This is a genomic window from Diaphorobacter aerolatus, assembly GCF_014489535.1.
Taxonomy (GTDB): domain Bacteria; phylum Pseudomonadota; class Gammaproteobacteria; order Burkholderiales; family Burkholderiaceae_C; genus Diaphorobacter_A; species Diaphorobacter_A aerolatus.
Genome location: NZ_CP060783.1, coordinates 2,547,557 through 2,565,042 on the forward strand (window position 1 = coordinate 2,547,557; position 17,486 = coordinate 2,565,042).

Annotated in this window: 16 protein-coding genes and 1 pseudogene; 5 read left to right on the top strand and 12 right to left on the bottom strand. The window is 64.2% G+C overall.

Features of this window, described 5'->3' with window-relative positions:
• Nucleotides 1-31 precede the first annotated feature (31 nt).
• Together H9K75_RS11955 and pyrE are read right to left on the bottom strand one after the other, a co-directional pair.
• Nucleotides 32-682 (bottom strand): DUF4124 domain-containing protein, encoded by a 651-nt coding sequence (locus H9K75_RS11955; protein WP_187726017.1) that lies wholly within the window; start codon nt 680-682, stop codon nt 32-34.
• 96 nt (nt 683-778) lie between these two features.
• Nucleotides 779-1,483, bottom strand: a complete 705-nt coding sequence (pyrE, locus tag H9K75_RS11960; RefSeq protein WP_187722847.1) for an orotate phosphoribosyltransferase — start codon at nt 1,481-1,483, stop codon at nt 779-781.
• A gap of 10 nt (nt 1,484-1,493) precedes the next feature.
• Between pyrE and H9K75_RS11965 the strand changes: the two genes are divergently transcribed.
• Together H9K75_RS11965 and H9K75_RS11970 are read left to right on the top strand one after the other, a co-directional pair.
• Nucleotides 1,494-2,297 carry an exodeoxyribonuclease III gene (locus H9K75_RS11965; protein WP_187726018.1) on the top strand — a complete coding sequence of 268 codons (804 nt, stop codon included), beginning with the start codon at nt 1,494-1,496 and terminating at the stop codon, nt 2,295-2,297.
• Between the two features lie 54 nt (nt 2,298-2,351).
• Nucleotides 2,352-3,314 (top strand): alpha/beta hydrolase, encoded by a 963-nt coding sequence (locus H9K75_RS11970; protein WP_187722848.1) that lies wholly within the window; start codon nt 2,352-2,354, stop codon nt 3,312-3,314.
• Here the strand turns inward: H9K75_RS11970 and H9K75_RS11975 are convergent.
• From H9K75_RS11975 to H9K75_RS11985, 3 genes are read right to left on the bottom strand one after another with little or no spacing between them, the layout of a single operon-like run.
• Complete coding sequence (locus H9K75_RS11975; RefSeq protein ID WP_187726019.1) at nt 3,296-4,285, bottom strand: phosphotransferase; 990 nt, start codon at nt 4,283-4,285, stop codon at nt 3,296-3,298. The genes H9K75_RS11970 and H9K75_RS11975 overlap by 19 nt on opposite strands.
• A 43-nt stretch (nt 4,286-4,328) precedes the next feature.
• Complete coding sequence (locus H9K75_RS11980; RefSeq protein WP_187722849.1) at nt 4,329-5,114, bottom strand: SDR family NAD(P)-dependent oxidoreductase; 786 nt, start codon at nt 5,112-5,114, stop codon at nt 4,329-4,331.
• Nucleotides 5,111-6,304: an acyl-CoA dehydrogenase family protein gene (locus H9K75_RS11985; protein WP_187722850.1), complete on the bottom strand. Its 1,194-nt coding sequence runs from the start codon at nt 6,302-6,304 to the stop codon at nt 5,111-5,113. Before H9K75_RS11985 ends, H9K75_RS11980 begins: the two co-directional genes overlap by 4 nt.
• Before the next feature lie 186 nt (nt 6,305-6,490).
• Here H9K75_RS11985 and H9K75_RS11990 point away from each other — a divergent pair, with 186 nt between their 5' ends.
• Entirely contained in the window at nt 6,491-7,177 is a 687-nt protein-coding gene (locus H9K75_RS11990; RefSeq protein WP_187722851.1) for a GntR family transcriptional regulator, read from the top strand.
• Nucleotides 7,178-7,181: 4 nt separating this feature from the next.
• On the opposite strand, the pseudogene H9K75_RS11995 reads toward H9K75_RS11990, so the two are convergent.
• Nucleotides 7,182-8,593 (bottom strand): annotated as a pseudogene (locus tag H9K75_RS11995) (aminotransferase-like domain-containing protein).
• A gap of 150 nt (nt 8,594-8,743) precedes the next feature.
• Here H9K75_RS11995 and H9K75_RS12000 point away from each other — a divergent pair.
• Together H9K75_RS12000 and H9K75_RS12005 are read left to right on the top strand one after the other, a co-directional pair.
• Nucleotides 8,744-10,033 (top strand): hydroxymethylglutaryl-CoA reductase, degradative, encoded by a 1,290-nt coding sequence (locus tag H9K75_RS12000; RefSeq protein WP_187722852.1) that lies wholly within the window; start codon nt 8,744-8,746, stop codon nt 10,031-10,033.
• 94 nt (nt 10,034-10,127) lie between these two features.
• Nucleotides 10,128-10,394, top strand: coding sequence for a VF530 family protein (locus tag H9K75_RS12005; RefSeq protein WP_319016814.1), 267 nt, complete (start codon nt 10,128-10,130; stop codon nt 10,392-10,394).
• Nucleotides 10,395-10,424: 30 nt separating this feature from the next.
• Here the strand turns inward: H9K75_RS12005 and H9K75_RS12010 are convergent, their stop codons facing one another.
• The 6 genes from H9K75_RS12010 to H9K75_RS12035 form a co-directional block, all read right to left on the bottom strand.
• A complete protein-coding gene (locus H9K75_RS12010; RefSeq protein ID WP_187722854.1) occupies nt 10,425-10,859 on the bottom strand; it encodes a type IV pilin protein in 435 nt (144 codons plus the stop codon).
• 23 nt (nt 10,860-10,882) lie between these two features.
• Nucleotides 10,883-14,263: a pilus assembly protein gene (locus tag H9K75_RS12015; RefSeq protein WP_187722855.1), complete on the bottom strand. Its 3,381-nt coding sequence runs from the start codon at nt 14,261-14,263 to the stop codon at nt 10,883-10,885.
• A gap of 112 nt (nt 14,264-14,375) precedes the next feature.
• Complete coding sequence (locus H9K75_RS12020; RefSeq protein WP_226858112.1) at nt 14,376-14,990, bottom strand: pilus assembly PilX family protein; 615 nt, start codon at nt 14,988-14,990, stop codon at nt 14,376-14,378.
• Complete coding sequence (locus H9K75_RS12025) at nt 14,987-15,673, bottom strand: PilW family protein (RefSeq protein WP_187722856.1); 687 nt, start codon at nt 15,671-15,673, stop codon at nt 14,987-14,989. The genes H9K75_RS12020 and H9K75_RS12025 overlap by 4 nt, the downstream gene beginning before the upstream one ends.
• Nucleotides 15,674-15,735: 62 nt before the next feature.
• On the bottom strand, nt 15,736-16,338 hold the full coding sequence (locus H9K75_RS12030; protein WP_187722857.1) for a PilV family protein: 603 nt from the start codon (nt 16,336-16,338) through the stop codon (nt 15,736-15,738).
• Complete coding sequence (locus tag H9K75_RS12035) at nt 16,335-16,829, bottom strand: GspH/FimT family pseudopilin (RefSeq protein WP_187722858.1); 495 nt, start codon at nt 16,827-16,829, stop codon at nt 16,335-16,337. The genes H9K75_RS12030 and H9K75_RS12035 overlap by 4 nt, the downstream gene beginning before the upstream one ends.
• Nucleotides 16,830-17,486 lie beyond the last annotated feature (657 nt).

Consider the following 17,486-nt stretch of genomic DNA (forward strand, 5'->3'; position numbering starts at 1 on the left):
CAGCGCCCCGACGCTGAAGCGTGAAAAAAGGTCAGCGGGGAGTGGTTGACGCCGGCTTGTGATCGGAGCCCGCTGCCGAACCGCCCGCCGCCGCCGCACGCTCGATGGCCCACAGCTCCTTCAATTGCGCCAGTTCAGTGTCGAAACGCTGCTGGACCTTGCGCTTCTCTTCCTGTTGCGTCGCAATATAGCGCTGCTGCTCGGCAATGTCTTCCTCGTTGTCCGTGATACGGCGCTGCACCTTGGGTGGTGCCTTCTTGGGGTCGTTCTGGTAGAACTCGAGTTCTGTATTGATCGCCACCCGGTCGGCACGCAACTGCTCGATGCGCTTGTTGGCAATCTGGATCAGGTCATTGAACACCGCCAGCGCCGCCGTACGCTCGCCGTTGTGCGTGGCCTCGTCGGGGTAGCGCGTGATCAGGGCGCGGTCGCGGCGGCGCTGGTCGGCCACGCGGGCCTTCTGCTCCGCGTCGGCACGGCGCTGCGCCTCCTGCGCGGCGCGTTCGTTTTCGGTCAGCGTGGGGCCGAGGCGGCGGCGTTCGGTGCCGGTCTTGTCCAGCACGCGTTGCTCGCGGTCAAGGCATTCGGGAATCGGGCGGTCGGACGTGATGCGTCGGCCATTTTTGTCAACACAGCTGTACACGGCCGCGTTCTGCGCCGCTGCGGGCTGCACGGCAGCCATCAGAGCGATGGCGACCAGAACGCCGGAAACCCATTGACTTGCGACCGCTTTCAATCCATCCCTTTCGTTGCCCCGTACCCGGAGCGATCTACTTTTTCACTCGTCTTCGACACCGTAACGATCACGGTAGGCCACGACGCGCTGATGGTGGGCCTTCATTTCGTCGCCACCACCACTGTGCGCAAGATACTGCAATAAGTCTGCCAACTTTGCGATGGTGCAGACCTGCATGCCCAATTCTCCCCGGACATACTGAACCGCGCTGTGCGCCACGTCACGACCATTCTCGGTGGCTTTTTCCTGGCGGTCCAGCGCAATGGCGATGGCATGTGGCGTCGCGCCAGCAGCCTGAATCAACGCTATCGACTCGCGCGCAGCGGTACCGGCGGACATCACGTCGTCGATGATCAGCACCCGCCCCTTGAGCGGCGCGCCCACCAGCGTGCCGCCCTCGCCGTGGTCCTTGGCTTCCTTGCGGTTGTAAGCGAAAGGCACGTTGCGGCCAAGGCGCGCGAGCTCGACGGCCACCGTGGCCGCGAGCGGAATGCCCTTGTAGGCGGGGCCGAACACCATGTCGAACGCAAGGCCGCTGGCCAGAATGGCTTTTGCATAGAATCCGGCAAGGCGACCCATTTTTGCGCCATCATCAAACAGCCCCGCGTTGAAGAAGTAGGGGCTCATCCGCCCGGCCTTGGTTTTGAATTCTCCAAAGCGCAAAACGCCGGATTCCACTGCGAATTGCACGAAATCCAGCGCCAACTGGGACTGTTCTGCCGCTTTACCGCTCTTGTCGTTCACCATGAATTCTTCCTTGTTCAAACTGACCAGCCTCAACCTCAATGGCATCCGCTCCGCTGCATCCAAAGGGGTGGTCGAATGGCTGGACCAAAGCCGTCCGGATTGTATTTGCGTCCAGGAAATCAAGGCGCAGGCCAGCGATATTGCCGACAAATTCGAGTCGATTGGCGACCTCAAGGGCCACTTTCATTTCGCCGAGAAGAAGGGCTACTCGGGCGTCGGCGTCTACACGCGCCATGAGCCCAGCGACGTGGTGATCGGCTACGGCTCGGGCGAATTCGACGCCGAGGGCCGTTTTGTGGAAACGCGCTTCGACACGCCAAAGCGCAAGTTTTCCATCATCAGCGCCTATTTTCCGAGCGGCTCATCGGGCGATCTGCGGCAGCAGGCGAAATTCCGTTTTCTGGCCGAGTTCCATATGACGCTGATGAAGCTCAAGTCCGAGCGCGATTTCATTCTCTGCGGCGACGTCAACATCGCCCACCAGCAGGCCGACCTGAAAAACTGGCGCAGCAACCAGAAGAACAGCGGCTTTCTGCCCGAAGAACGTGAATGGATGACAAAGTTGTTGCACACATCTGATCCAACCGGCGGTCTGGTGGACGTGTACCGCCTCCTCCAGCCCGACACCACGGACGCCTGCTACACATGGTGGAGCAACCGCGGGCAGGCCTATGCGAACAACGTGGGCTGGCGTCTGGACTACCACCTCGCCACCCCGGCCATCGCCGCGCTCGCGCGAACCGAGGAAATCTACAAGGCGCAGAAGTTCTCGGATCACGCGCCGATCACCGTAGGCTATGACATGAAGCTGTGATGGCGTGAGCGCAGTTCAAGGGTGATAATGGATGCGATTAATTCTCATCCACAAATGACCAGAACTGCCTCCCGCCTCGTCTCGCGCCGCGATCTGCTGGCGCTTGCGTCGGCTTCTTTCCTGATGCCCGGTGCCAGCGCCTCGCCTGACATGAACACCGCCGCATCTCCCGCCGCCGCTGAGCTTCGCAATGCGCCCCCGGTGCGGCTCGCGCACAGCCATCAGCTCGACATGCGGGACCCCGCGAGCGGCCATGTGCGCCGCATCTTCGTGCAGGTGCCGGACACGCCCGCGCCCGCTGGCGGCTATCCGGTGCTGTATTTGCTGGATGCCAACGCGAGTTTCGCCGTGGCCGCGCAGCTCGCGCGCAACGGCGGCAATCGCCCCGCCGCGCTGCGCAAGGACCCGCTGATGGTCGTGGGCATTGGCTATCCCGTCGACGACACCATGGACCAGCAGGCACGCCGGCGCGACTACACGCCACCGCCAGCCACCGAAGCGGGCACCGGAGGTGCGGACGAGTTTCTGGATTTCATCGAAAAGCAGTTGCAACCCGCACTGCGCTCCGCGTGGAGCATCGACCCCGCGCGCCAGACGCTGTTCGGCCATTCGCTTGGCGGCTTGCTCACGGTGCATGCGCTCGTCACCCGCAATCGGCTGTTCACGCGCTATGCGGCGGCCAGCCCGTCGCTGTGGTGGAACGGCGCGCAAGCGCTGCAAACCATCGAGCAATGGATTGCCAACGGCGCGGCTACCGCATCACCCAAGGTGTGGATTCAATTGCGCGTGGGCTCGCGTGAGCGCGCAAGGCGCCACGAAAATGATCCGGCGCGCGCCGCCAGGGCCACGGAGCGCCGCATGAACGAACATGTAGAGGCCTTGGCCGCGCGCCTCTCGGGCTTGAACCGCCCGCAGTTGCAGGTGGACTACAGGGAACTGCCGGGCATCGACCACGGCGGCACGCTGGCACCGGCCCTGATCGAAGCCATCGCCTTGGCTCAGCGCGACGCCATGTAGCGCTGCGCGGCCTCCCAGCCCAGATCGGCCAGCGGACCGGCCTTGCGGCCCGTCTCCACCGCGTCTTCGGCCGCTGCCGTTCCTTCGGCCGCGCGCTGCGCGATGCCGTGCAGGATCGCGGCCATGCGGAACAGGTTGTAGGCGATGTAGAAGTCCCAATGTCCGGCGGCATCGCGGCCCGTGGCTTCGCCGTACCACTGCACGTATTGCGCTTCGCTGGGAATGCCGAGCGCGGCGAGATCGAGCCCGCCGATGCCGCGCCACAGATCGTGCGGAATGCGCCAGCCCATGCACTGGTACGCCAGATCGGCCAGCGGATGACCCAGCGTGGACAGCTCCCAGTCGAGCACGCCGATCACCCGCGCCTCGCTCGGGTGGAAGATCAGGTTGTCGAGCCGGTAGTCACCATGCACCAGCGTGGTCTCGTCGCCTTCGGGCAGATGCGCGGGCAGCCATTCCATGAGCCGGTGCATGGATGCATTCACGGGCAGCGTCGATTCCCTGCACTGGCGCGACCAGCGCGCGATCTGGCGGCTGACGTAGTTGCCTTCCTTGCCGTAGTCACCCAGACCCACGGCCTTGTGGTCCACCGCGTGCAGCGCGGCGATCACGCGGTTCATCTCGCGGTAGAGCGCCGTGCGTTCGGCGTTGGTCATGCCGGGCAGCGCCTGGTCCATGAACACGCGCCCCTCTAAAAACTCCATCACGAAGAACGGCGTGCCGATGAGGCTGGCATCCTCGCAATAGTCGAGCATGCGCGGCACCGGAACGCCGGTGTTCGCCAGCGCCTGCATCACGCGAAATTCGCGGTCGATGGCATGTGCCGACGCGATCAGCGTTCCCGGCGGCTTCTTGCGCAGAACGTAGTGGCGATTCTTGCCCGCATCGATGCGAAACGTGGGATTCGATTGCCCGCCCGCGAGCACGCTCACCTTGACCGGCTCGGCGTCCGCAAGGCCTTTGTCGCGCAGGTAGGTTTCAAGCGCGTCGAGGGCAGTGGAGTGGCGACCGCGTTCATAGGCCGCTCACCAGATGCGCGCCGTCCACGGCCACGGTTGCGCCCGACATCGCAGCGCCCGCGTCGGACGCCAGCAGCAGTAGCGGACCGTCGAGATCGCCAAGCTCACTGAAGCGGCGGCTCGGAATCCGCATGCGCAGCTTCTCCCCCAGCTCGCTCGTGAGGAAGTCGCGGTTCAGGTCGGTGATCACGTAGCCGGGCAGCAGGGCATTCACGCGAATGCCGTAGCGCGCAAGCTCCAGCGCCATGGCCTTGGTCGCCTGGATCACGCCTGCCTTGGAGATCGCATACGGTGCAACGCCGCCGCCCACGCGCTCGCCCAGAATCGAGGCCACGTTCACGATGGCACCGCCCTTCTTCGCGGCCACCATGCGGCGCGCGCCCTCGGTGGCGACGAGCCAGTTGCCCTTGAGGTTGGTGCCGATCACCTGGTCGAAATCGTCCTCGGTCTGATCGAGCAAGGCGCGCGTGACCGTGACACCCGCGTTGTTGATGATCACGTCGGGCACGGCCCATTCGCCGATGGCATCGAAGCCGCTCCTGACGCTTTGCGCGCTGCTCACGTCGAGCGAAAAAGCACGCGCCTGTCCACCGGCGTTCACGATCTCGTCCACCACGGACTGCAACTTGTCGCCGCGCCGCGCCGCCACGGCCACCCTGGCACCGTGGGCCGCGAGCATCTTCGCGAAGTGGGTGCCAAGCCCGCTCGATGCGCCGGTCACGAGCGCGAGTCGGCCCCTGAGACTGAATCTGTCGATGACATTGCTGGTGCTGCTACTCATGCCGATGCCTCCGCCGCCGCATGTGCCTTCTCGGCCATGTGCACCAGCTTGCGCGCCATGCTCCAGCGGTGCACCTCGCTCGGGCCGTCGTAGATGCGGAAGGCGCGCATGTCGCTGAAGATGCGCATCACCGGGGTTTCGCCCGTCACGCCCTGACCGCCCAGCATCTGCACGCTGCGGTCGACCACGCGCCATTCGGCCTCGGAGCAGATCACCTTGGCGCGGCTCGATTCATAGTTGCCCTTCTCGCCCTGATCGAGCAGCCACGCCGTGTGCCAGATGTTCAGGCGCGCGGTGTGCAGGTCCATGTCGTTGTCGGCCAGCATGAAGCCCACGCCTTCGTGCTCGGCCAGCGGCTTGCCGAAGGCCTGGCGCTTGCGCGTGTACTCGAGCGCGGTTTCATGCGCCCGGCGTGCCTGACCAAGCCAGCGCATGCAGTGCGTGAGGCGCGCGGGCGCGAGCCGCACCTGCGCATAGCGAAAGCCCTTGCCGACCTCGCCGAGCACGTCGCTTGCGGGCACGCGCAGATTGGTGAAACGCAGCACGCCATGGCCGCCGGTGAAGCACGAATCCATCGCGTCCATGCTGCGTTCGAGAACGATCTCGGGCCGGTCCATGTCCGAGAGGAACATGGTCGCCGAGCCGTCCTCCATGCGCGCCATGATGATCACGTAGTCCGCGCCTTCCGCGCCGGTGATGAACCATTTCACGCCGTTGATCAGGTAGTCGTCCCCGTCCCTGGTGGCGGTGGTTGCGAGCATCGACGGGTCGGCACCTGCACCGGGCGAAGGCTCGGTCATCGCAAAGCATGAGCGCGTTTTGCCTTCGACCTGCGGACGCAGCCAGCGCTCCTTCTGCGCGTGCGTCGCAACCTCCTCCATCAGGTGGATGTTGCCCTCGTCGGGCGCATGGATGTTCATCGCCGTGGGGCCGAGCCACGAGTAGCCGGCCTCCTCGAAGACCACGGCCTTTTCGATGTGCGTGAGGCCGAGGCCGCCCATGTCCCTGGATGCGTGCGGCGTGAGCAGCCCGGCGGCGCGTGCGCGCTGCACCAGTTCGCGGCGCAATTCCTCGCTCGGTCCGTGCGCGGACTGGCGCGGGTCGCGCTCCATGGGGATCACCTGCTCGGCGATGAAGCGCCGCGTCCTGCCTTGCAGTTCGCGCAACTCGGGGGAAAGCGAAAAGTCCATGGAGTCTCCTGTTGAAACCGGGGTGGCAAAGAATCAATCAACCGGCATCTTGCAACGAATTCGTCGGACCGTGCAGATTGTTGAACAATATTGAAGCACAATTACCTGCGCCTGAGCTATCCTGTTGGCGACATCCGTCGGCGTATTCCGCGCTGACCTCCCTCCACCCACCCTCTTCACGTTCTCATGGCGCGCATCCTGCTGACCGAGCCATCCAGCCCCCATTCCGGCAGCGCGCCCGACGCCTCGCGCAGCGCCTCCGGCACGGTGTTCTACGGCATCATGAATGGTCTCGAAAGCCAGCAATTCGTGCCCGGACAGCGGCTGGTCGAGGTCGATCTGGCCGCGCAATATGGCGTGAGCCGCAATTCCGTGCGCGAGGCATTGCAGCGCCTGGCGGCGGAAGGCGTGGTGGAACTCTCGCGCAACAAGGGCGCGGCGATCCGCTCGCTGAGCCTTGCTCAGACGCTCGAAGTGCTGGACGTTGCAGAGCGCATGACCGGCCTGCTCGCCCTGAGCGCCGCCAAGGGCATCGCCGCAGGTCGGCCACGCAAGGCTATCGAGCAGGCGCTGCGCGAACTCTCCAGGGCCAATGACGCGCACGACGGCGACGCCTTCGCGCGCGCGCGCCGCGGCCTCTACCGTGCGCTGCTCGAGGCCGGGGGCAGCCAGGAATTGCGCCGCTTGTTTCCGTCGATCCAGATGCCCATCGTCTATGCCCAGCACCGCCCCGCCACGTTGCAGAAGGTACGCATGCGCGACTATCTGGCGATGAGTGAATCCATCCTCGCAGGCAATGCGCAGGCCGCCGACAAGGCAGGCATGGCGCACGTGCAGAACGTGCGCGCCGCGATCCTGAGCAAATCCGCGTAGTCCGTCAACGCCGCGCGGCGAGCAGTTCCTTTTTCACCGCATCCTGAAAACGCGGATCCAGCATCGCCGCCACGTTGCAGCGCGACCATGGCGACGGCGCGGCGGGGTCGAGGTGGAACACGCGACCCGGCGCCATCTTCACGCCGTGCGGCAGCAGCGCCTCGGCCCATTGCAGCGAGTCTTCCACGCCTGGAAACCTCACCCACAGATACAGCGTCTGCGCATTGCGCGCGAACACTTCGCAGCCTTGCGCGTCGAGCCATGATTGCGCCTGCTGCGTCGCAGCGCCCAGCTTCTGGCGCAGCTTCACGAGATGGCGTTCGTAGCGCCCCTCGCGCAGCATCACATCGACCATGCGTTCGCAGTATTCCGATCCGCTCACGTGGATCAACGCCTTCAGATCGGCCAGATCATTGGCCAGCGCGGCGCTGCACGCGATATAGCCCACGCGCAGAGCGGCCGAAAACGACTTGGAAAAACTACCGATGTAGAGCGTGCGCTCCAGCTGATCGAGCGTGGACAGCCGCACCGACGAGGGCGGCTTGAAATCGGCGAACGGGTCGTCTTCGACGAACACCAGATTGTGCTTCTCCGCGAGCTGCAGCAGCCGGTACGCCTTGGGTGCGCCGAGGTCCGAGCCGGTCGGGTTGTGCGCCAGCGATTGGGTGAAGAACAGCCGTGGCCGTTCGGTGGTGAGGATGTTCTCCAGCGCGGCGAGATCGGGTCCGTCGGCCTGACGCGGCACGCCGATCACGCGCGCCCCCGCGAGCTTGAGCTTGCCGAACAGCAGGTAGTAGCCCGGCTCGTCGACCAGCACGGTCGCGCCCGGTGGAACGAAATAGCGGATCACCAGATCGAGAGCATCATTCGCGCCCTGCGTGAGAACCAGTTGATGCGGCGTCACCGCGAGCCCCAGCACCCCGAGCTTGCGCACCAGCGAATCGCGCAGCGGCGCGTAGCCAAAGCGATTGCCGTAGCGAAACAACGAACCCAGCCCGGTGCGCACGACCTTCTGGTGGTAGCGATCCATGCGCATGTCGGCCAGCCATTCGATGGGCGGAAAACCGTCGCCCACGGCGGCAACCTCGGGCTGGGTGATGAGCTGCTCGCGCGCCAGCCAGACGGTATCCATGGCGCGCACGAGCTGGCCGCTGTCCTCGTCGGCGGCCCGGGGTTTGCGCACCTGCCCGGCTGAAACATAGAAGCCCGAGCCGCGCCGGGCTCGATGAGCCCGCGCGAGACCAGCAGGTCGAATGCCGATACCACCGTGTTCTTGGCGTAGCGATGCAGTTGCGCCAGCTCGCGCAGCGACGGCAGTTTATCGCCGGGCTGGTACACGCCGTCGGCGATCTGCTGGCCGATGAGGTCGGCCAGTTTTTGCGCAATCGGCGCGGCGCGTCTTGGGGTCTCCGTCATGGGTTCGCGTCTCCCGATTGCTGCACTGCAACGACACTGTTTGCCCAAACTGTACCTTTAATCGACGGTACAGTTTGAATACAGTTTGTCCAACCGTTTGAAATTGCACCGCGTCGGCGCAACCCTCCTTTTCCGTACTGGACTCCGCACATGGCCATCGATTCCCGCCTCCCCAACTTCCGCGCCCTCAACCCCGCCGAGCGTTGGGACTACATCGCCAGGGCCTGCAAGCTGAGTGACGAAGAGCGTGCGCTGATCAGCAGTCCCGGTGCGCTGCCACACGCGCTCGCCGACGGCATGATCGAGAACGTGATCGGCACCTTCGAACTGCCGATCGGCGTGGCCGGCAACTTCCAGATCAACGGCCGCGATGTGCTGGTGCCGCTGGCGGTCGAGGAGCCCTCGATCATCGCCGCCGCATCCTTCATGGCAAAGCTGGCGCGTGACGATGGCGGCTTCCAGACGTCGAGCACCTTGCCGCTGATGCGCGCACAGGTGCAGGTCCTGGGTGTGAACGATCCCTACGGCGCACGCATCGCGCTGTTCAAGGCGCGTGACGAAATCCTCGCGCTCGCCAACAGCCGCGACAAGGTGTTGATCGGGCTGGGTGGCGGCTGCAAGGACATTGAAGTGCACGTGTTCCCAAGCACGCCACGCGGCCCGATGGTGGTGCTGCACCTGATTGTCGACGTGCGCGACGCGATGGGTGCAAACACCGTGAATACCATGGCCGAATCGATCTCACCGCTGATCGAACAGCTCACCGGCGGATCGGTGCGCCTGCGCATCCTCTCGAACCTCGCCGACCTGCGCCTGGCCCGCGCCCGCGTGCGCCTGACGCCCGGGACGCTGACCACCAGGGAGCGCAGCGGCGCCGAGATCATCGAAGGCATTCTGGACGCCTACACCTTCGCCGCCATCGACCCGTACCGCGCCGCAACCCACAACAAAGGCATCATGAACGGCATCGATCCGGTCATCGTCGCCACCGGCAACGACTGGCGCGCGGTCGAAGCCGGAGCGCACGCCTATGCCTGCCGCAATGGCCACTACACCTCGCTCACCACCTGGGAGAAGGACAACAGCGGCGCGCTGGTCGGCACCATCGAGCTGCCGATGCCCGTGGGTCTGGTCGGCGGCGCGACCAAGACCCATCCGCTGGCGCGTCTGGCGCTCAAGATCATGGATGTCAGGTCCGCACAGGAACTCGGTGAAATCGCTGCCGCCGTGGGCCTGGCGCAGAACCTCGGCGCGCTGCGCGCACTGGCCACCGAAGGCATCCAGCGCGGCCACATGGCGCTGCACGCGCGCAACATTGCGCTGGTCGCGGGAGCCGTGGGTGAAGAAGTCGAGCAGGTCGCCAAGCGCCTCGCCGCCGAACACGATGTGCGCACCGACCGCGCGCTCGAAGTGCTCGCCGAGTTGCGCGGCAAGAAGTAAATCGCGGGCCTTCCTTTTCCGCCCAAAAGCCGCGAGCACTGAAGCCCGCGCGCGGCTCGCATCCGCCGCGCGCGCAATGCGGGACAATCACGCCATGACGACCGCCCCAGAAAAGCAAGCGCGCAATCCGCTCCACGGCATCACTCTTGAACGCATGGTGACCGAGCTCGCCGATTTTTTCGGCTGGGCCGAGCTGGGCGAGCGCATTCCGGTGCGCTGCTTCACGCACGACCCGAGCGTGTCGTCGAGCCTCAAGTTTCTGCGCAAGACGCCCTGGGCGCGCGAGAAGGTGGAAGGGCTTTATCTGTTCATGCTGCGTGAGCAGCGGCGCGAGGCCGAGCGCGACGCAGCATCACGTTGATGGTTTTGCAGCGGCAGGCCGCCTGCGCACTCACCAGCAGGAGGCTCCGGTCAGCCGCGATCCACCGCCATCGACATTGCTCTGCGCGCCGGTGTGGGCCAGCACGTAGGTATAGCACTTCAGGTCCTTGGTCTGCGAGCCCTGCGGTACGGCCTTGACGGAATAGCTCTTTGCATCATCGATGAAGTCGACCGACAACTGGTAGTAGCTGCTGCCTCCCGAGCTTTGCACGACGGCGGGCAGCGCTGCGTAGCCAAGCTCCGCAGCCGTCTTGGCGTAGCGGTTGTGGATGCTGTAAAAGCGCTCCTGCCGCCCTGCCACCTCGAGCACGGCGTTCTTGGCGTCGGTGCGGCGCGCGCGCCTCATGTATTCGCTGTAGCTTGGAAACGCCAGCGCGGCGAGGATGGCGATGCAGGCCACGGTGATCATCAATTCGACAAGCGTGAATCCGTTCATCCGTTTCATTTCGCACATGGTCGGGTTCCCGTTCAACGCAATTGAATCCACGTGAGGCGGCCACCGCCCGATATGGACGGCTGGATCCTGGTGAACTTCTGTTCGCCGTCCCGGGCTCCGCTCCATATCACCGGGCCTCCTGGTGTCTCCTGCCGATTCACGCTGCCGACCTGATTGAGCATGAGTGCGGCGAGCGGCGCGCCGGTCGCCGTCGTCCCGTCGGTGATGTAGGGACGATCGAGCGATCCCGTATCGGGGTTGAGCGTCAGGAGAAAGCCCGTCGTCTCTCCGGCCGTGCAGGTGGCGGGGTCGATTGCCGAATTGCCCGGAATGATCGTATTGAGCGTCAACATCCCGTCGTTCAGCGTCGGGTTGTAGATGACCTGTTCATACCACGTGCCTTTGTCGCTGCTCGTTGTCGTACCCGGCAAGGCAATTCGCCAGCCCACATGATTGTTGGCCGTGGATTCGCAACGGTTGCTGCCAACCCAGCAGACGGGGTTGCTGCTGACGGTGCGCCCCTGCGTGGTGTATCCACTGCCGATGACCGTGACGGCGTTGAGCGTTTGCGTCTGCAGCCCCTCGCCCGTGGTGTTGCGCGACGCCGGGAGTGACGCGTAGGCGGTTGTGCTTCTGGCATTCCAGGCTTCGAGATTCCAGTCCCACAGGCCGTAGAGGTACTGGGCTCCCGCAGCGGGAACCGCGCCGCCGCTCGTGGTGGCGGGCAGTAGCAGACCGGTTCCGAAATTGATGATCAATCGCGGTGACGCGATGCCCGGCTGTTTCACGCGGCTCACCGTGGGCTGCGTCGAGATCGGCAGACCGGTCGCCGCAAGCGGCTTGCTGTCTGCCTTCCAGTCTGCCGCATTGCTGCTGCTCAGGTCGAAACGCCAGAGGTTGCCCTTGAGGTCGCCCGCGTACACATAGTCCGTGACCTTGTCGCCATCGAGATCGGCGGACGTGAGTTCGATGATGCCGTTCTTGCCGACTCCGGCAGCCGGTGCTGCCGCGCCCGAATCGAGATAACGGAAGCTGGTCGCGCCCGATGCGGAATCCACCGTCATCACGAAGATTCCAGCCTTGCCGCTCGCGCTGTTGCGGCCATTGCCGAACAGCACGGCCCAATGACCGTTGTGAAGACGCCGCACGATCGGCTTGCCGGAAACACTGCCCAGATGCTTGCCGCACTGGGTATCGCCGATACAGGTGATGGTGCTGGAAGTCCAGTCGCCCACGACGACTGCCTCGGCACTGGCATCACTGCTGGAAAAGGCGGACGGATCGGTGACGTCGAGCACGTAGAACGCGCCCTGCGCGGTGTCGGTCAGATTGCCGATGACGCCGCCCTTGTTGCCGCCATTGCCCAGCCCGCCCGCGAGCCAGGTGTGCCACGCGCCCCGGTAATACAGATCGCCGGTTCCGGGCGAGCCGTCCACATAGGCATTGTGTGCGTACTTCTCGTCGCTGAAATTTGCGGGGTCGGTCACGCTGCTCACACCGAACGAAGCGAGCGCCGCTCCAGGCATGTAGGCGATGAGTTCACGCCCGTCGTTGGCCGAGAGCGGATCGAACTTGCCGCCCCGGTAGGCTCCCGCGCGAAAGCCATGCAGAAAGCCATCGTTGGCGCCGACATACACCACGTTGGTGCGCGATGCCTTGCTCGCCGCGAACGCCGAATAGGACGTATCGCCCTCGGGCATGGCCGCATCGGGATACAACGCATCCACCCACACCTGCCGATACGACTGGTTGGGCGGGCCTACCCACGCGGGATTCGAACTCTGAATGTCGCCCAGTACCCCGGTGCGTTTGCGATAGGTCTGGTGGGTGCTGGTGGCCTGGGTTTCGTAGGTCCGATCTCCAGCGAGATAGTTCAGACGCGAGGCGTCCTGCGCCGCACCGGGCACCACGTTGCTCAGGCTCAGCGCCTTCTGCTGGGCGTCGCCGAGGCGGTCCCAGCGCAAGGGAATTCCGGCCGCGCCATTCCACGTCATGAGGTTGCGCTGCGCGGGGGATTGCGCCGTCACCAAAGCCCCGCCCGTCGAGGCGCAGACACCGCCGGTCAACACGCAACTGGCATTCCAGTTCGCCATCGGTGCCACCGAGACTCGGTCGGTGGCCGGGTTGTAGACCATGTTCTTCGCGATGAACTCTCCCCACCAGTTTTCCGTGTGGAAGTACGAAAAGAAGACCTGATCGCCGGTTTCGAGCTTGGTCGATGGATCGGTATTGGCCGACGAGGTCGTCGTCGACGCGCTCAACTGCTCGGCGCGAAAGCAACTGATCTCATGCACGTTGCTGCCGGTTCCGGTGCTGGCCGCAAAGCCGAAGTAAAACTTGGACGGCAGGGTTTCGTCAGCCGCGAGAATGGATTTGTCGCGCACCACATCCACAAAATTGCCGCCTTTGACGCTGTAGGCAAGACTGATCTCGCCCTTGCGGGAAAGCCGCAGGTCATAGGTGATCGCGTTGGCGTCGGTGCGTCGGGGCGCTGCGATACCCTGCTGGTTCGCGATCTTCGCAGGCACCACCGAGCTTCCGAGCCACCGGTTGTTGGGAACGCTGATGAGCTTGCCACCCGCGCTGACCGTGCCCTTGGTGCACGCATCCTTGAGCGCCGTCCGCTTGGCGGTCGGAGGCATCGCGTTGGGGAAGGCGGGCTTGGTCTGCGCATTGGCATTCAGATAGGTCCAATTGACGTTACCCCGGCCCCGCAACACGACGTTGTTGGGCTTGGGCGCTTCGCCGGTGTTGCCCACCTTGTTGCTCGCATTGAAGTTGCCGAACTCGTCGATTCCAAGCCCGATGAAGCCGCCGACGAGCCCTCCCGGATCGGCGGGAATATTGTCGGCATCGGACGAACACCCGTAGCCGAGCGAAGCGCCCGTGGCCCCGAGTCCGGGCAATTTGGTTGCGCTCAACTCGCCGATCAGTTGCTGTACCTGGTCCCCGTCGATCAGGAAAAAACTCAGTCCGTCCGCGCCGTTGCCATCCTTGGAATATGTGTGCCCGACGTTGTTGACCCAGCCGTTGTAGGCATTGCCGCCGTAGGTATAGCTGGTGAAGGTCACGCGCAGGCCTTCATCGCTGGGCAGCGTCTGTCTGGAGAACACGGCACCGCGTTGGTTGTTGCCGTTGACGCCCTCCATCTGGACATCGCCATTGGTCAGGCGCAGCGCACCACTTCCGACATCGTCGGGCAATCGACCGCCGGGCTTTGCGCCGCCCACGTGCGTCTTGCCGCTGTAGTAGCTCAAACCCACGCATCGGGGAATCAAACCGCTTCCATTGCCTGCGGTCAGGCAGGCGCCATCCACCGCGTACCACTGCGAGGAACTCGCGCCATTGAGCGGATCGTTGATGGTCAGCGCCGCAAACGCAGGCGGCGCGCACACCGCCATCGTGAGCAGCATCGTCGGCGCAGCCCGTCGTTTGCTGCTGCGAACCGGCGTTGGCGGGGGATGTCTTTCTTTTTTTTCTGCGTCATGGCGTTTTCCAGACTGAGGATGGCCCGGGCTCCGGGCTTTAGTTGCTCAGGTCCACGACCCGCGAGCCCGTGAGTGCGAACGTGCTCTGCACGACCGAGACGGTGTCCTCCCGCCCGCCTTTCGCGCTGGCGGTCACCTGATAGATCGGCGACCCGCCCGATGCGCCGCCTACGCCGAGGTAGGCAATGTGCAGGCTCGGCAAGGCCGCATAGTTGATGTCGCCGCTGCTTGAGAGGCCCCTATCCGCATCGACGACGAAGCTGGTGCCCGGCTGGTAGTCGAAGCGCGTGTCCCAAGGCACGCTCGTGGCAGACGCCAGCGCCGCATTGCAGACCTTCAGCGACGACGCGTCCACGATGGTGACGACGCCCGCACAGTTCTGCGGCACGGACGCGTGGCCTTCGCGAAGCCACCATTCGCCGTACTGCAAGGCGCTTTGCGCGGCTTCGTCGGCGCGCTGTTTGTCCAGGGTATTGCCGGCCGCCATTTCCTGCTGACCGAATCCGCGAAACATCGTGATGGCCAGCACACCGATCACGAGCAGCATCATCAGCGTGGTGACCAGCACCGCACCTTCATGCCGCGTGCGCCCGCGCGCAAGGCGCGCCCCAAGGCACCGATGAAGAGGTTTCGCCGCCGGATTTTTCATCATGTGTGATTCATCAATGGAATGATGTGGACCAGTACCGGCAGGCTAGAGGCCGTGCCACCCGACGCCGGGCGCGTCACCGGATCGCGAAACGTCAACCGGGCCCGCACGGCATGCACGCCGGACCACATCGCCGCCGTCGTGAGCGCGCTGGCGGGCAGGTAGGTGTCGGGCTGCCCATCGCCATCGGTGTCAACGCTGTAGCGCAGCTCCATGCGCGCGATGCCGCTGACCAGCACCACCGGTGCTTGTCCATCACCCGACGAACAGGTCAGCTCGCCCTGTGCGTTGACGGTCAGCGTGTTCAGCATCACGCTTTTTGCCGCGCCGGTGTTAACGCCGCCCAGACAATCCACGAGCGCATCATGTGGCTGGGTTTCGAATCGAATGGAGATCGTATCGGACGCCCCCGATGCGCCGTCCGATCCCGTGATGAACTGCCCGGCGGCGAAGCTCCCTGACGAGCCAAACACCGACGCACGCGTCGTGGTGAGCGGATCGACGAAATAACCGGCGCTGCGGATCGCATTGCTCAGACTGTTGATCGCCACGCGGCGCGATTTTTGCAGGTCCGCAAGTCCGCTCTGATTGTTGAAGCTCGTCTTCGCGTTCAGGTACAGGGTCGTCAAACCCGCGAGCATGAACAGGCCGATGGCCAGGCCCACCATCAGTTCGAGCAGGGTCATGCCGGCGCTGTGGTGAAAGCGATTGCGGTATCGGTGGAGTCCGGACAGGTGCATATGCGCGCTCAGATGCTGACGTGGGTGATGAAGCTACGCGGACTGTCGGAAGCCGTGGCCGTTGCGGCACTGGTCGATGGGTCGGCGCTGCCGTTGCCGGAGACATAGCGCTCGTGCCAACGGACGGTGACCGTGCAGCGCGTCAGCCGCTGGGTGGTCTGCGTGCACTGGATCGAGCCGCTCGGATTCGGCAACGCAGCATCGAGTGAGCCGGCCCACTCCACCAGATCGTTGCCGACCAGTTCTTCGGGCGAGCATTGCGGTCTCGCCACCACGCCCGTAGCATCGCAATTCAGCCCATTCGCCACGCCAAGCGATGAACCTGCGTCGATCTTCCCCTGCTTGAGCGTGATGCTGGCGGTTCTGCCTTCACCGTCGCGCCAGTAGGCGGCGTTGCTTTGGATGATCGACGCCAGCGAGGCGGCCTGCAGCGCCGCGACGCTACGCGCATTCGCCGTGCTGCTGCTGGCCATGGCGTGTGCCATCATTTTCAGCGGCCCAAGCATGCCGATGGCCACCACCAACAGCGCGATGCCGGACTCAAGCAGCGTGAAGCCGCCTTCACGACCGCGCGCGGCCATCGCGGCTTTCCCGATCTTTCGCGTGCTCATGCGCATCCCGTTGCTCCTGCCTTGAGAACGGTCTCGCGCCCCGCTCGGTTGATGAGCGCGCAACGCGTTGCGTTGGCGTCGATGGGCGATGTGTGCAACGTGAACGTGACGCTCGCGCTCAGATTGGAGGCCAGCCCCGTGCGCCCCATGGTCAGCGACGAACGTCCGTCACCCGCCTGAAAAGTATCCCCGCCGGTCAAGGCGGGCTGCACGCGAAGAATCGCCTCGCCGCCATCCACCGAGCCGTCCGCATCGTCGTCCGCAAACACGATCCAGCCTTTCGCCCAGTCGGCGCCGCCCGATCCCTGACAAGCCGTTCCCTCGCTCGCGCACAGACTGACGGCAGATCCGCGACGACGCGCTTCGCTGCGTGCATATTCGAGATCGAGACTGAATCGCTTCACCGCAGCCGTTGCGCGATTGACGCGCCAGAGGCTCGCAAAGGAAGGCGCCGCAACGACCAGCAAGATCGCCAATACGCTCAGAGTCACGAGGATTTCGGTCAGCGTAAAACCGATGGCGCGAGACCGGCGCGGCCTTCGAAACATCCCCGATGGCCCTCGCTTGGCGGTGAATATGTCAACGGGAGAGGACAACACGAAAGTGGCTTCAGTGACTGAGAATCAAAAGTGGGCCTCAGACAATACCTGCTGTCACAAAGCAAATTTTGATACTGACGACGCAGCTTTCAGGGTTTGCCAAACGCGCGCACTTCGTTTGAACTACATCAGGGAATTTTTGTATGCAGGTGGTGATGAGCGACGGGTTCTGACTGGATTTGCCAGTGCGCATTCCTGATGTTTTCAAACTCCAGGTCACCCCCCATACTTGAACCGGCCAACAGACCGTCCCGACCACGCGGTGAACACCGCTTTCACATCGTCATCGAGTGGCGCTATCATTTATCTGGCCCTGCTCTGCCAAGCGTTGCCGTATTGGCTCCACGAGCGTTTTTGAATGCAAGTGGTTTCGTCAATTCGGGCCGTGGGGTATCCCCATGGCTGCATCCAAAGTGGATTTCACCGGGCGCGAACCAGCCGCAGATTCGTTCAGCCGTCAGTTCGCGCAAGACCTGCAGGTTGGCAGACCGCAGGGCCTTCTTGTATCGACGTAACACCAGCAACAAGGGAGCAAATCTGAGGGCCAGT

Coding starts and splice junctions, on each gene's coding strand:
- H9K75_RS11955 (WP_187726017.1), bottom strand. CDS start 682: ATGGCTGCCGTGCAGCCCGCAGCGGCGCAGAACGCGGCCGTGTACAGC.
- pyrE (WP_187722847.1), bottom strand. CDS start 1,483: ATGGTGAACGACAAGAGCGGTAAAGCGGCAGAACAGTCCCAGTTGGCG.
- H9K75_RS11970 (WP_187722848.1), top strand. CDS start 2,352: ATGACCAGAACTGCCTCCCGCCTCGTCTCGCGCCGCGATCTGCTGGCG.
- H9K75_RS11980 (WP_187722849.1), bottom strand. CDS start 5,114: ATGAGTAGCAGCACCAGCAATGTCATCGACAGATTCAGTCTCAGGGGC.
- H9K75_RS11985 (WP_187722850.1), bottom strand. CDS start 6,304: ATGGACTTTTCGCTTTCCCCCGAGTTGCGCGAACTGCAAGGCAGGACG.
- H9K75_RS11990 (WP_187722851.1), top strand. CDS start 6,491: ATGGCGCGCATCCTGCTGACCGAGCCATCCAGCCCCCATTCCGGCAGC.
- H9K75_RS12000 (WP_187722852.1), top strand. CDS start 8,744: ATGGCCATCGATTCCCGCCTCCCCAACTTCCGCGCCCTCAACCCCGCC.
- H9K75_RS12005 (WP_319016814.1), top strand. CDS start 10,128: ATGACGACCGCCCCAGAAAAGCAAGCGCGCAATCCGCTCCACGGCATC.
- H9K75_RS12010 (WP_187722854.1), bottom strand. CDS start 10,859: ATGAAACGGATGAACGGATTCACGCTTGTCGAATTGATGATCACCGTG.
- H9K75_RS12015 (WP_187722855.1), bottom strand. CDS start 14,263: ATGCTGCTCACGATGGCGGTGTGCGCGCCGCCTGCGTTTGCGGCGCTG.
- H9K75_RS12020 (WP_226858112.1), bottom strand. CDS start 14,990: ATGATGAAAAATCCGGCGGCGAAACCTCTTCATCGGTGCCTTGGGGCG.
- H9K75_RS12025 (WP_187722856.1), bottom strand. CDS start 15,673: ATGACCCTGCTCGAACTGATGGTGGGCCTGGCCATCGGCCTGTTCATG.
- H9K75_RS12030 (WP_187722857.1), bottom strand. CDS start 16,338: ATGAGCACGCGAAAGATCGGGAAAGCCGCGATGGCCGCGCGCGGTCGT.